Origin of the sequence: Trinickia terrae (assembly GCF_005144415.1) — a bacterium.
Lineage (GTDB): Bacteria > Pseudomonadota > Gammaproteobacteria > Burkholderiales > Burkholderiaceae > Trinickia_A > Trinickia_A terrae.
The window spans coordinates 572,982-586,443 of record NZ_SWJE01000001.1 but is presented as its reverse complement, the minus strand read 5'-3'; the positions used below and the strand labels follow the sequence as shown (position 1 = coordinate 586,443).

Sequence of the window (13,462 nt, the reverse complement as noted above, 5' to 3'; positions counted from 1 at the left end):
CCAATCGAACACGAACGGCGACGCGAACAAATGCACTGATTTCCGAAGCGGGCCGTCGCCGGCTCGACATCGCCAACGCGCCCTACCGCACAGGCGGATGCTCCCTGCGCCAGGGAATTCCGCAACGGTCGAGGTTGACTTGGATTCCATCATGTTGGAATATTCGTGCATCATGATGGAATCCAAAGACCCTGCCAGCCACGACGACACCGGCGTCAACGAGCGCATCGCCCGCCGGGTGCGCGAATTGCGGTCTGCGCGCGGCTACACGCTCGACGCGCTCGCCACGCGCTGCGGCGTCAGCCGGTCCATGATTTCCTTGATCGAGCGCGCCGGCACCAGCCCGACGGCAGTCGTGCTGGAAAAACTGGCCGCCGGGCTCGGCGTGTCGCTGGCGCATCTGTTCAGCGGCGGGCCAGACGAGGAGCCCGCGCAGCCGCTGGTGCGACGCGCCCAGCAATCCCAATGGCGCGACCCGGAGTCCGGCTACTTGCGGCGAGCGCTCTCGCCGCCCGGCTGGCCCTCGCCCATTCAACTGGTCGAAGTGGACTTCCCGCCTGGCGCGCGCGTGGCCTATGAAACAGGTGGACGTGAGAAAGTCTTTCAGCAGCAGGTCTGGGTCGTGAAGGGGCGTATCGACGTCATGCTCGGCGCCCAGCTTTATGTGCTCAACGAGGGCGACTGCCTGGCCATGCGCCTGGATCAACCGCTCCTCTATAGCAATCCCACCGCCAAGCCCGCGCGATACATCGTGGCCATCTGCGACGAGCTCGCTCCAACGGGCGCGAGAACTGCCTGATTTTTTTCAGCCTTCAGTCAACAGGAGCTTTTAATGAATTCCTCCGTGCCGGATAACGACGTGCGCCCGATCGACTGCACCGAAGCCGAGCATGCTTCGGCCATCCTGGAGATCCTGAACGAGGCCATCGTCAATTCAACCGCTCTCTACGACTACGTGCCTCGCCCCCCGCAAGCCATGGAGACCTGGTTCGCCACGAAGCGCGCAAACGGCTTTCCGGTCGTCGGCGCGGTCGATGCATCAGGGCGATTGCTGGGCTTCGCCAGCTGGGGGACGTTCCGGGCGTTTCCAGCCTACAAGTACACGGTGGAACACAGCGTCTACGTGCATCACGAACAGCGCGGCCGAGGACTCGGCAAACTGTTGTTGAACGAACTGATCCGGCGTGCGCGCGAAGCTCAGCTCCACGTTCTGGTGGGCTGCATCGATGCCAGCAATACCGGCAGCATCGGCTTGCACACGCGGATGGGCTTTGTGCATGCGGGCACCTTCACGCAAGTCGGCTTCAAGTTCGGCCGCTGGCTGGATGCCGCGTTCTATCAGCTCAACCTGGAGACGCCCTTGCAGCCGCAGGACGGCTGATGGAATGAAGGCGCGTCTTGAAGCGTCGTTCGCTCCGTTTATCCAGCCCGCAATCTCGTCTGTCGATCAATCTTCCCGTGCAAGCCGCAGCAAGATGTCGGCGAGGGCGCGAATCTTGGGCTGTGCCGCGCGCTGGGGCGGATAGACGAGGAAATAGGAAAGGCCGTTTTGGGCCGAGTCGTCAAACGGCGTCACCAGTGACCCTGTCCGGAGTCGATCCCTTGCCATGCGTGGATCGCCAATCGCAACGCCGTGCCCCTCCATCGCCGCCGTGAGCGTCAGTTCGAGGGTATCGAATACCGGCCCACGCCCCGCGTCGATCCGCCCTGCTCCAACGTGGTCGAGCCAGCATCGCCACTCCGCATGGCTCGGTCCGGGATGGAGCAAAGTGGCATGAGCAAGGTCGGCTGCGGATTTCAGCGATGCGGCCAATGCGGGCGTGCACATCGGCGTGAGCGATTCGGCAAACAGCGCCATCGACTCCATACCGCTCCACTGCCCTGTCCCGCGCACGACGATGGCGTCGACGTCGGGCGCCGAGAAATCCGGCGTGTCGTCCGCCGATGTCGAGATGCGGAGCTCCGTTCCGCTCAGCGCCCGCTCGATGTCAGGCAGTCGCGGAAGCAGCCAGCGGATCGCAAAGGTGGACGGCAACCTCAGCGTGAGGGCCGGCTTCGTCCCATCGTGAGTTTTTGCGTGCTGAACCAGTTGCGTGAGCACGTTGACCGCGACGCTTAGCAGCGCGTTGCCTTCTGCCGTCAACGTCAAACCCGACGCATGACGCGCGAAGAGCGCGCATCGGTAATGCGCTTCCAATTGCTGGATCTGACGGCTCACTGCGCCTTGTGTCCGGCACAGATGCTCTGCTGCTCGACTGACACTGCCCAGCTGCGCCGCGGCGACGAATGCCTGAAACGCTGCCAGCGGAGGGAGGGGCCGCGTCAGGTCGGCCAGCGGATATGCATGCGCCGCATACCCGGTTTGCGAATTTTTCGATTGTTCGGTCATGAGTGCATCGCTATCGTGCGTGTACCGGAGACCCTGTTCTTTTGAACGGACCCGGTTGTCAACGAATGATCGGAGATGAATTGTGGCCTTATCGTCGGAATCACTTTACACGCAGCAGATTCGCACCTACCTCCAAGCGCTGGAACGCGGCAATGTCGACGCGATCTGTGCGTTGTTCACGCCGGACGCCCGGATCTTCTCGCCGTTTCTCGGCTGGATGCAGCCCGCGCCATTTTTTGCAAAGGTCGACGCGGCATCGGGGGAAAGCAAGATCACACCCATCGACATCTGCATCAGCGCAACGGGGGCGCCACGCGCAACAGGCTACTTCATTTATGACTGGGGGCTGAAAGATGGTTCGGCTGTGCGCTTCGAGTGTGTCGACGTGTTCGAGTTCGACGACAGCGGGCTGATCGAACGGATGATCATCGTCTACGATACTCATCCGGTTCGCAGCACGGTTGGGGATAAGTACGCGTAGCGGGGAGGAGATCGAATCACCGGATTTACCGCCCGGCTCGGCATGGCCTGCCCCGGCGCCGCGATCACTTCGCCCCGGCTCCTGCAAAATCGTTCAATACTTTTGGCAAAAGCTTCCCTAGCATTCTCTCCAAGGCTTTTTCTTCAGGAGAGAGACGTTGTTATTGCAAACCGAAGCACACCCTGCGAACGACACGGAGGCTCCGCGCAAGCCGGAGCGTTGTGTCATCGTCGTGGATGAAGCACTGCCGCCCGGCAAGGCGTCGAACGCAGCCGCGGTGGTGGCGTTCACGCTGGGCCAACGTCACAGCCATCTCGTGGGAGCGCCTCTGCGGGAGCGGGATGGCACGACGCACCCGGGCCTCATTCCGATCGGCATTCCGGTGCTCAAGGCCACGGCTCATCAATTGAGCGAGCTTCGCGAGAAATCGCTGGCGCACTGCGACGTGGTGGATTTTCCTGTGCAAGGACAGGCCACCACCGACTACGACGCCTTTATGAATGCCGTCCAAGCGCTCTCCGGCGAGTCGCTGCAATACCTGGCGGTCGGCCTGGTCGGGACGAGGAACAGAATCGGCAAACTGGTCGGCGGCTTTTCTCTGTTCGCATGATGGAAGCCAACATCACATCGGAGCTCGATGGCCAGATCTGGTCCATCGGGATAAACCGCCCGGACAAGCGCAACGCGCTCGATGGCATGATGTTCGACGCATTGGCGAACGCGCTGCGCCTCGCACAGGGCGACATACGCGTGCATTGCGTGCTGCTGCACGGAACCGGCAATAGTTTCTGCTCGGGCCACGACACCGCCGCATTCGGGACGCTATGGCCGCAGGCCGCCAACGGCGCGGTCGCGCGCTGCATCAACGCGTTCGCGGAGCAACCCAAGCCGTTGCTGGCTGCCGTCAACGGCGCAGCGGTGGGCTTCGGCGCGACGATGCTGTTGCACGCCGACTGGGTGGTCGCCGGCGAGAGCGCGATGTTCCGATTTCCATTTGCCGATCTCGGCATCGTTCCCGAAGCCGGGGCAACGGCTTTGCTGGCTCGCCGGGTCGGCGATCTGGTGGCACGCGACTGGTTGATGAGCGGCCGCCCGATAACGGCGGCGGAAGCCTTGCGGCACGGATTCGTCTCGTGCGTCGTGCCGGACACGGAGGTGCGCGCATCGGCTCACGATTACGCCATGCGCCTCGCCGCCAAACCGCCGAGCGCCCTCCAGGCCACGCGGCGCCTGTTGCTGAAGGGCTCGGCTCTGCCTGCGCGAGAGGCGATCGAAAATGAGCTCGCCCATCTCAACGCCTTCATCCCCGCTGTCACCTGGACATCGATCCCTCATGGCTAAAGTTCACCTCGTCCACGCCCACCCGGAGCCGCTCTCCTTCTGCACGGCCATGGCCCACGAAGCCCGGCGCCTGATGGAGTTGCGCGGCGACGAAGTGAGTTTTTCGGACCTGTACGCGCTCGAGTTCGATCCGGTGGTTCGCGCCAGCGATTTCGCCGAACGCGCCAACAGCGACTACCTCGTCTATGCATTGGAGCAACGCCAAGCGCTCGAGCGCAATACGCTTGCGCCCGACATTCGGCGAGAGGTCGACGCGCTGTTGGCCAGCGACACGCTGATGCTGGTGTTCCCGCTCTACTGGTTCTCGGTGCCCGCGCTGATCAAAGGCTGGATCGACCGCTGCTTCCTATCCGGCGCGCTGTACGGCGGCAAGCGCATTTACGGTCGCGGCGGCATGGCGGGCAAGCGGGCCGTCGTCGGCGTCACCCTCGGGGGGCGGGAGCACATGTTCGGTGCGCAAGGCATCCATGGCGAACTGGCGGGCGGCATGCTGCGCCATCTGCTGCAAGGCACGTTGGGATATGTCGGCTATGAAGTGCTCGAGCCGTTCTTTGCCTGGCACGTCCCATACTGCTCGGACGCGCAGCGGGCGGACACGCTGACGCGCTGGAGCGGCTTCATCGAGAGACTCGACGAGCAACCGCGCATTCCGATGCCACGGCTCGAGGAATATGATGACGTGTTCCGGCCTCTTCCACTGTCCGTCTCATCATGAAAGCTACAGCGCCGACTCGTTCGATCAAGCTCTGGCGTGCGCCGGACGTCATGGACGCGGTCATGCTCAAGGGCCAGTTCGTCGGCCACCGCTATCCGCCGCACGCACACGATACGCACTGCCTTGCGGTGATCACCGGCGGGGTCCTTGCAGTCGAGGTTCGGGACCAGCGGCGCTTATGCCGCCGCGGCGACGTCATCGTCATCGATGCCGATGTGGTGCACGCGGGCGCCGCCGCCGGCGACGGCCAGTGGAAGATGCGCGTCGAACATGTGCAGCCGGCGGCGCTGGCCGCCTACTGCGAAAGGCTCGGCATTCCCCGGTGTGAGCGATTCGAGCTGGCGAGCCCGTTCGTCGTCGACGCCGAACTGTCGCGGCACCTCTATGGCGTGAACTGGTGCTCCGAGATGGACGACGATCCCTTCAAGCGCAGTGAAGCGCTGGCCTGTGCCGTCGCCGGCCTGCACGCGCGGCACGCGGGCCGCTCTGTCGACCTGCCCGTCGTGCGCAGCGAGCCTGCTCTGATACGCAAGGTCAAGAGCCGCCTTCGCGAGGACTTGCATGCACGGGTGACCCTGTCGACACTCGCCTGCGAGTTTGGCGTCACGCCATTCGTGCTGCTGCGTGCCTTTGTGCGCGGAGCGGGACTGAGTCCGCACGCCTTTCTGCAGCAGGAGCGCGTGCGCATCGCGATGCCGATGCTGCGTGACGGCAGCCCCATTGCGGAGGTCGGTGCGCGAACCGGCTTTGCCGACCAGGCGCACTTCACGCGCGTGTTCAAGCAACAAACCGGCGTGACACCGAAGGTCTATCAGAACGCCTTTGCATGAACCCGTTAGCGGGCACCTGATGAGAACGAGCAAGCAACCATTGGTGAGATTGGGGTTGATTGAAGACGATGGATCGATTTCCGTCGACCGCATCAGGCAGTAGTCGGCCATCATCTGCCGGTCGCAGTCACATTTCACTTGAATGCCATCAGGCGTCGGCTATGTTGAATCCATGGCGAGACAGGAACTCGGTCTTGGCCAGAAGGGCATACTCAGCCAATTCGGTGAGGGTCGCAACATGGGCGTACAGCTAAACCACACTATCGTCTGGTGCAGCGATAAGCAGAAGTCGACAAGGTTCCTCGTGGACATCCTGGGGCTTCCGAGTTCCATTGAGTTCGGGCAGATGCTGGTCGTTCAACTCGACAACGGCGTTTCGCTCGACTTCGTCGAAAGCGACAGCGCGATTTCCAGGCAGCACTATGCGTTTCTGATCAGTGAGGACGAATTCGACCGCGTCTTCGCTCGTATTCGTGATAGAGCGCTTCAATACTGGGCCGATCCCAGCAAACAGCGTGCCGGCGAAACCTATCTGCACAACGGCGGCCGGGGAATGTATTTCAACGATCCTGACGGTCATTTTCTTGAGGTCATGACCCGCCCTTATTGAATAACCGCAGTAGGTCGTCAAGACCGCGCACTTGCCAGTCCGGTGCCTGGCCCATCTCTTCGAAGACATTGCCTGCGGGATTGATCCAGCACGCCGGAAATCCGAAATAGCGGGCTCCAGTGGCATCCCCACGCATTCGACGACACGAAGAGAATCGACGATCGAGACACGCCGGCACAACAGCCGGTTTGCTGCCGCTGCCGCCGTCGTGTCAGCCGTTCTCCCGTTCCTTGAGCCTTTTCCGGTGAGCCGCCACCTTCGCGCGGTTCCCGCAGATCGCCATGCTGCACCACCGGCGCGCGTGGCCTCGCGTGTGATCGGCAAACATCAACGTGCACCGCGGACCTTCGCACGCCTTCACGTGCGTGAAATCTTCTTCACACACGAGTTTCGCCAACACCTCGGCAATGGGCATCAGTAACGACTCCGGTGATTGCCAGCGCCGATTCTCACGAAATTCAAACGTCGTCACGCCGTTGGTGACATTAGCCACGACTTCGCCGTTTCGTTCGTCCCGCTCGAGCAGTTGATTCAGTGGCTCCAGCTCACGCACATCCCTGGCGGCCAGCGGCCGCCCCTTTCGCTTCTGGACGAAGCCCCTGAACCACTCCCGCAGCGCGCGCGCCTGCGCCGCAACGGCGTCGAGTTGAGCCGGCGTGGACCGCGTCCGTATCGCCGCGAGCGCGGCGCGAGGCACCAGCCCTGCCTGTTCCAACCAGGCCAGCAAGCCCTCCCCGTCGCTGATCCAGTCGACCTCCTCATCCACCGGCGTTGCAACCGAGTTCAGGAAATCGAGGCCCGGTGCATCGGCCACGAATATCGCGGGAATCTGACGGTAGTCCATCTCTCATGACGAATGTGAAGTAACGATGCTCACATCGTAACCACTAAAAACACGCTTGACAAGTTACATACTCGATGAGTAACCTTTAAAACAACGACAGCAAGGTTACATTGCCTGCCTCGATGTATGAGCATCAGCGACCTGTCGTGCTGACAGTCAGACGCCGGCGTTCATCACTTGTCCAATCCTGCTTACCTGCGGAGGGAAACCATGTCCTCTATCGCCTATAGCCATGCCGACGTCGACGGTTTCAAGGTGTTCTACCGCGAAGCGGGTCGATCGGGCGCCCCGAAACTCCTGCTCCTGCACGGCTTTCCGAGTTCGAGCCACATGTTCCGCGACCTGATCCCGAGGCTCGCCCACCGGTTCCACATCGTTGCTCCGGATCTGCCTGGCTTCGGACAGTCGGACATGCCAGGTCGGGGCGCATTTGTGTACACGTTCGACAACATCGCCAATGTCATCGACCGCTTCACCGAGGTGATCGGTTTCGATCGCTTTGCCGTCTACGTGTTCGACTACGGTGCGCCGACGGGTTTCCGGCTTGCGCTCAAGCATCCCGAACGGATCGCCGCGATCATTTCGCAGAACGGCAACGCTTACGAAGAAGGGTTGAGCGAGGGCTGGAATCCGATCCGCGCGTATTGGCAGGATGCTTCGCGCGCCAATCGCGAGGCCCTTCGTGCGCTGCTCACGCACGAAACGACCGTCTGGCAATACACGCATGGCGTTCACGACACGACTCGCGTGTCACCGGACGGCTACTCGCTCGACGACTTCTATCTGAGCCGACCCGGCGCGGACGAGGTTCAGCTCGATCTGTTCGCCGACTATCGCAGCAACGTCGCGCTGTATCCCGCGTTTCAACAGTATTTCCGCACTCATCAGCCGCCCTTCCTCGCCGTGTGGGGAAAGAATGATCCGTTCTTCTTGCCGGCAGGCGCCGAGGCATTCCGGCGCGACATGCCAGGCGCGGTAGTGCGCTTCTTCGATACCGGGCATTTCGCGCTGGAAACGCACGCCGCGGAGATCGCCGCGGCCATTTCTGAGTTCCTCATTCGCTGACGTGCAGCGCCTCGCCAGCATCAACAGCAGTGCCATCAAACATCAGGAGAATAGTCATGCGCGCAATCGTGCTCGAAAAGTTCGGCGGCCTCGATAGCCTCGTCTATACGGAACTGCCGGAACCCGAGCCACTGGAAGGTCATGTGGTCATCGAAATCATGGCTTTCGGCCTCAACCATGCCGAGCTGCATATGCGGCGAGGCGAGTGGGCCGAAGCTGCCAAGGTCAGCGGCATCGAATGCGTGGGCGTCGTAAAGTCGTGTCCTGGCAGCGAATTTCCTGTCGGCGCGAAAGTCGCTGCGTTGATGGGCGGCCTCGGACGAACCATCAACGGCAGCTACGCGCAATATACGCGGGCGCCCGCGTCGAACGTGGCGCTGATCGAGTCCGACCTGCCGTGGGCGGAGCTCGCGGCGATTCCGGAAACCTACGCGACCGCGTGGACGTGTCTGTTCCGCAATCTCGAGATCGAAAAAGGGCAAACGTTGGTCGTCCGTGGCGCGACGTCGTCGTTTGGACAGGCGGCAGTCAACCTCGCTGTGAACGCCGGCGCAAAGGTCATCGCGACGACGCGCAGTCCGGCACGCTTTACGATGCTTGAAGGTCTCGGCGCCTCGCGCGCAGAGATCGAAGGCCCCGATCTGTCGAAGCGCATCGCCGAAGCAAAGCGCATCGATGCGGTGCTCGACCTCGTCGGCAATAGCACGGTTCTCGACTCGCTTGCCATGTTGCGGCGCGGCGGTCGGGCTTGTCTTGCGGGCTGGCTCGGCGGCCTCGCTCCGATAGCCGATTTCAACCCGCTGGCGCAAATGCCGAGCGGCGTTGATCTGACGTTCTTCGCCAGCTTCGTGTTCGGCACGCCCGGTTTTCCGCTTTCCGACGTACCGCTTCAAAAGATTGCCGAAGACGTCGCCGCCGGCCGTCTCAAGGCAAAGCCGTCCCGTGTGTTCGGTTTCGATGAAATCCGCGAAGCGCATCGGGTGATGGAAGCCAACGAAGCTGGCGGAAAGATGGTCGTCGTCCTCTGACCGACCAGGTGCTCATGGGACGACGGGAATTGATGGTCGTCCATGAGAATCGCGCGCTCCAATTGTCCACTGCCAGCGGACTACGGCCGGCTCGCAGTGATAGCAGAAAGCAGTGGTTCGCTACCGGTTTGAATTGACGCGGACGAACGCTTTGGCCGCCGAGTAGCTGTCGATCGATACAACGGCGGGCGTGACCGTTGTACTTTGAAAGCCGCCTTCGCGGTCACATCCTGATCTTGACCGCGGCGAATGAGCCTGCCCTTGTCTTGATCGTCTCCACACCTTCCACTTCGCACTGGGCTCGCAGTGGAAAATGACGCGCGATACCGCAGGCATGCTGGCCGGCCCCGTCGGGAATCACGTTTGCTTCAGAGGTCAGTTCGACACGCCCGCCTCCGCGTCCGTCAAGGACTGGTCAAACCTCGGAGCGCTTCAGCCTCATTGATACCGAAAAGCGATCGGCTGGATGAATGCTGATCGAGACTTCAAATGCGATGCCGGTGGAATCGATGTAACGACGCACGATTTCCAGCGCAGCCGTCCCAGCCGGCATCTGCAGCCGGGCCGCCATCTCTTTCGAGACGTTCACCGCGTGGACGTTCTGCTGTATCTCGGACACGCATCGACCATAGCGCGCCTCGATCAATGAGCTGATCAGCCTGTCCGGCTCGTTGCGCGCCGCGTCCGCGATTTCACGGTAGGCCGGATCGATGAAGACGTCGGTCCAGCCGATCGGAGGCCGCTTCCTGTCGCTTTCGACGCGCAGGCTCGAAATGCGCAGCCACCGCGTCCCCTCCTCGCAATGCAGGACCTTGGCAAGCGTCGCGTCCGCGGCGATCTCTTCGGCCGACTGCACCACGCGCAGATGCTCCGTGCCGAACTGCACGACATCCTCCACCGACGCCAGCGACGGGCGGAAATCGTTCCGCGGCTGGGCCGATTCCACGCGCGTCCCCGCGTTCTTGCGGCGCGACACGAACCCGAGCTGCTGAAGCTCGTGCAACGCCGCGCGAATCGTGTGCCGGCTTGTCTGGTATCGGTCGCGCAGCTCGAGCTCGGTCGGCAGGTACGAGCCGACCGGATAGCGGCCGGCCGCGATCCCTTCAGTCAGGTCCTGGGCGATCTCGGCGAAATGGGGTCTGTTCATATTCACTGCTAAACGGTCGTGGGTAGGTCGTGGGTGCGAGTTTAGGGTAAATCATCATTGAGCGATATGTTCGAACATATTAGATTAAATATGTCCGGACATATAGCCGAACAGACCTTGTCCGCTACCCAGTTTTCTCTCTTCGAAGACCGCCATGACCAGCCACACCCTTCCACTTTCCAGCACCGTCGTTGATTCCATCCTGTTCCGTGATGCGTTCGGCACCGCAAAGATGCGCGCACTCTTCTCCGACCACGCGCTCGTGCAGCGTTATATCGACGTCGAAGTCGCGCTTGCGAAGGCGGAGGCGCGCGTCGGCGTGATTCCCGCGGACGCCGCCGAGGTGATTGCGCGCGAATCGAAGATCGAGCGCATCGATTTCGACCACATGCGCGAGGAGACGGACATCGTCGGCTATCCGATCCTGCCGCTCGTGCACCAGCTCGTGGGCATGTGCGGGGACGCGGGCCGCTACGTGCACTGGGGGGCAACGACGCAAGACATCATGGATACGGCGGTGTCTCTGCAAGTTCGCGACGCCCTCGATTCGATCGATGGCGACATTCGCGAACTGCGCGCGATCCTTGCCGCTCTTGCCGAGAAGCACAGGAACACGCCGATGGCGGGCCGCACGCATCTGCAGCAGGCGCTGCCCGTCACGTTCGGCTACAAGGCGGCCGTCTGGCTGGCGATGTTCGACCGGCACCAGCAGCGGCTTGGGGAGTTGCGTCCGCGCGTTGCAGTCGTGGAATTCGCGGGCGCCGCCGGCACGCTCGCGTCGCTCGGCAGCGACGGCTTCGCGGTGCAGCAAGCGCTGGCTGAGGAACTGAAGCTAGGTGTGCCCGCCACGACGTGGCACGTCGCGCGCGACGGCTTCGCCGAAGCCGTCAACTTCCTGGCGCTCGTCACGGGCTCGCTCGGCAAGATCGCCGTCGACATCATGATCATGGCGTCGAACGAGTTCGCAGAAGTGTACGAGCCGTTCGTCAAGGGACGCGGCGCCAGCAGCACGATGCCGCAAAAGCGCAATCCGATCTCCAGCGAACTGATGCTTGCCGCGGCGAAAGCCGTGCGCCAGCACGCGGGGCTCATGGTCGACGCGATGATCCAGGACTTCGAGCGCGCCACGGGCCCCTGGCACGCGGAATGGATCGCCATTCCCGAAAGCTTCATTCTGACCTCGGGCGCACTGCATCAGGCGAAGTTCGCACTCGGCGGACTGATCGTCGACGCCGAGCGCATGAAGCACAACCTCGGCATCAGCCGCGGCCTCATCGTCGCCGAGGCGGCCATGATGCAGTTGGCGCCCTTCACGGGCCGCCAGCAGGCACACGACATCGTCTACGACGCCTGCCGCGCAGCGAACGAAACGGGCGGCTCGCTCGCCGATGCATTAGCGGCGCTGCCGGCGGTCACACGGCACTTCGACCGCGATGCGATCGAACGGATGACCGATCCCGCCAACTATCTGGGTCTCGCACCGCAAATGGTCGACCGGGCCGTCGCACTGTCCCGCGAAATCTGAACGGAAGACATGGAGGAGCAGACAACATGAATAGCCATGAGGCATCGCGCGACGCGTCGGCCGCACCGGCCGCCAGGCGGCCGTGGTACAGGAAGCTGGGTATGCAGGTTCTGGCGGCCCTCGTGCTCGGCATCGCCGCCGGCCTGGTTTTTCCGAAGTTCGGCGAACCGCTCAAGATCTTCGGCGACATCTTCCTTGCGCTGATCAAGGCCGGTGTCGCACCGCTCGTGTTTCTCACCATCGTGCACGGCATCGCTTCGGCAGGCGATGTCAGGAGCGCCGGCCGGGTCGGCTGGCGCTCGGTCGTCTACTTCGAAGCCGTGTCTACCCTGGCGCTGGCGGTCGGCCTGCTCGCCGGCAACCTCATTCCCGCTGGCCAGGGCATGACGGCCGTGGCGGTCGGCGCGGTGCCGGCCACGGCGGCAAAGGCAGCGCCTCAGGGCTTCCATGACTTCGTCATGCACCTCGTGCCGGACAACTTCATCGGAGCCTTCGCGAAAGGGGAATTGCTTCAAGTCGTCGTGCTTGCCGTCATGGTGGGAATCGGCATCCTCGCCATTCCCGAGGCGCGGCGCGTGCGGATCAACGCGGGGCTCGACCTCGTTTCCGAGGTGTTGTTCTCGTTCATCAATCTGGTGATGAAGCTCGCGCCGCTTGGGACCTTCGGTGCGGTCGCGTTCGCGGTAGGCAGCAACGGGACGGCCGTTCTGATTGCGCTCGCGCAGCTGGTATTGAGCTTCTATGCGGTCATCGTGCTGTTCATCGTCGTCGTGATGGGCCTCATCGCAAGGCTGGCGGGATTCAGCATGTGGCGCTTCATGCGCTACATCAAGGACGAAATCCTGATCGTGCTCGGCACGGCCTCCTCGGAAAGCGCGTTGCCGCGGCTCTTGATCAAGCTCGAACGGCTCGGCTGCGCCAAGCAGACCGTCGGGCTCGTGTTGCCCACCGGCTACGCGTTCAACCTCGACGGCACGTCGATCTTCATGGCGATGGGCGTCATGTTCATCGCTCACGCCTACAACGTACCCATCACGTTCGAGCACCAGCTCGGCATCCTGCTCTTGATGCTGCTGACTTCCAAGGGCGCCGCAACCGTCTCGGGCGGATCCTTCGTCGTGTTCGCGGCAACGGTGACATCGACCGGCATGCTCCCGGTGGAAGGGCTCGCGCTGATCTTCGGCGTGTATCGCTTCATGTCGATGGCGATCGCGACCTGCAACACGATCGGCAATAGCCTGGCGACGGTGGTCGTCGCCAGATGGTCCGGCACGTTCGACAGGCAGGCCGCGCTGCGGCATCTGCACCCTGAGCGCTATCCCGAGACCGCTTGCGCGGATGCGAGACTCGATGACGGAAACCTGCTGCCCGAAGATACCAACGACGCCAATCCCCATCCTTCGGGCATCCCGTTGAAGGCCGCAGGCACCTCTCATTGATCCGAGGCGGCAGGCTGAAACAGCGATCGATCGGCGGCGACGCCGGAG

At 62.7% G+C, this 13,462-nt stretch carries 15 protein-coding genes; 12 read left to right on the top strand and 3 right to left on the bottom strand.

Translation table 11 applies throughout. The features are described from left to right. Positions 1–172 precede the first annotated feature (172 nt). Positions 173–799 carry a helix-turn-helix domain-containing protein gene (locus tag FAZ69_RS02635; RefSeq protein ID WP_136892513.1) on the top strand — a complete coding sequence of 209 codons (627 nt, stop codon included), beginning with the start codon at positions 173–175 and terminating at the stop codon, positions 797–799. A 33-nt stretch (positions 800–832) separates the two neighbouring features. Continuing rightward, on the top strand, positions 833–1,381 hold the full coding sequence (locus FAZ69_RS02630) for a GNAT family N-acetyltransferase (RefSeq protein WP_136892365.1): 549 nt from the start codon (positions 833–835) through the stop codon (positions 1,379–1,381). Between the two features lie 66 nt (positions 1,382–1,447). Here FAZ69_RS02630 and FAZ69_RS02625 read toward each other — a convergent pair whose 3' ends face one another. Beyond that, positions 1,448–2,389, bottom strand: a complete 942-nt coding sequence (locus tag FAZ69_RS02625; RefSeq protein WP_136892364.1) for a LysR substrate-binding domain-containing protein — start codon at positions 2,387–2,389, stop codon at positions 1,448–1,450. An 82-nt stretch (positions 2,390–2,471) separates the two neighbouring features. Here FAZ69_RS02625 and FAZ69_RS02620 point away from each other — a divergent pair, with 82 nt between their 5' ends. From FAZ69_RS02620 to FAZ69_RS02595, 6 genes are all read left to right on the top strand, one after another. Beyond that, positions 2,472–2,870, top strand: coding sequence for a nuclear transport factor 2 family protein (locus tag FAZ69_RS02620; protein WP_136892363.1), 399 nt, complete (start codon positions 2,472–2,474; stop codon positions 2,868–2,870). Between the two features lie 157 nt (positions 2,871–3,027). Then, on the top strand, positions 3,028–3,480 hold the full coding sequence (locus FAZ69_RS02615; protein ID WP_136892362.1) for a DUF2000 domain-containing protein: 453 nt from the start codon (positions 3,028–3,030) through the stop codon (positions 3,478–3,480). Beyond that, positions 3,477–4,211: an enoyl-CoA hydratase-related protein gene (locus tag FAZ69_RS02610; RefSeq protein ID WP_136892361.1), complete on the top strand. Its 735-nt coding sequence runs from the start codon at positions 3,477–3,479 to the stop codon at positions 4,209–4,211. Before FAZ69_RS02615 ends, FAZ69_RS02610 begins: the two co-directional genes overlap by 4 nt. Next, positions 4,204–4,926, top strand: a complete 723-nt coding sequence (locus FAZ69_RS02605) for an NAD(P)H-dependent oxidoreductase (protein ID WP_136892360.1) — start codon at positions 4,204–4,206, stop codon at positions 4,924–4,926. Before FAZ69_RS02610 ends, FAZ69_RS02605 begins: the two co-directional genes overlap by 8 nt. Positions 4,927–4,988: 62 nt before the next feature. Continuing rightward, entirely contained in the window at positions 4,989–5,756 is a 768-nt protein-coding gene (locus tag FAZ69_RS02600; RefSeq protein ID WP_240702073.1) for an AraC family transcriptional regulator, read from the top strand. Between the two features lie 238 nt (positions 5,757–5,994). Further along, positions 5,995–6,366, top strand: a complete 372-nt coding sequence (locus tag FAZ69_RS02595) for a VOC family protein (protein ID WP_136892512.1) — start codon at positions 5,995–5,997, stop codon at positions 6,364–6,366. Positions 6,367–6,577: 211 nt separating this feature from the next. Here FAZ69_RS02595 and FAZ69_RS02585 read toward each other — a convergent pair whose 3' ends face one another. Further along, positions 6,578–7,210 carry a CGNR zinc finger domain-containing protein gene (locus FAZ69_RS02585; protein ID WP_136892358.1) on the bottom strand — a complete coding sequence of 211 codons (633 nt, stop codon included), beginning with the start codon at positions 7,208–7,210 and terminating at the stop codon, positions 6,578–6,580. Positions 7,211–7,420: 210 nt separating this feature from the next. On the opposite strand from FAZ69_RS02585, the gene FAZ69_RS02580 reads away from it, so the two are divergent. After that, entirely contained in the window at positions 7,421–8,275 is an 855-nt protein-coding gene (locus FAZ69_RS02580; protein WP_136892357.1) for an alpha/beta fold hydrolase, read from the top strand. Between the two features lie 56 nt (positions 8,276–8,331). Then, positions 8,332–9,303, top strand: coding sequence for a zinc-binding alcohol dehydrogenase family protein (locus FAZ69_RS02575; protein ID WP_136892356.1), 972 nt, complete (start codon positions 8,332–8,334; stop codon positions 9,301–9,303). 415 nt (positions 9,304–9,718) lie between these two features. Here FAZ69_RS02575 and FAZ69_RS02570 read toward each other — a convergent pair whose 3' ends face one another. Further along, positions 9,719–10,450 (bottom strand): GntR family transcriptional regulator, encoded by a 732-nt coding sequence (locus FAZ69_RS02570; protein WP_136892355.1) that lies wholly within the window; start codon positions 10,448–10,450, stop codon positions 9,719–9,721. Between the two features lie 154 nt (positions 10,451–10,604). Here FAZ69_RS02570 and FAZ69_RS02565 point away from each other — a divergent pair, with 154 nt between their 5' ends. Next, complete coding sequence (locus FAZ69_RS02565) at positions 10,605–11,975, top strand: class-II fumarase/aspartase family protein (protein WP_136892354.1); 1,371 nt, start codon at positions 10,605–10,607, stop codon at positions 11,973–11,975. A gap of 26 nt (positions 11,976–12,001) precedes the next feature. Next, positions 12,002–13,414, top strand: coding sequence for a cation:dicarboxylate symporter family transporter (locus FAZ69_RS02560; protein ID WP_136892353.1), 1,413 nt, complete (start codon positions 12,002–12,004; stop codon positions 13,412–13,414). The last annotated feature ends 48 nt before the right edge of the window (positions 13,415–13,462 follow it).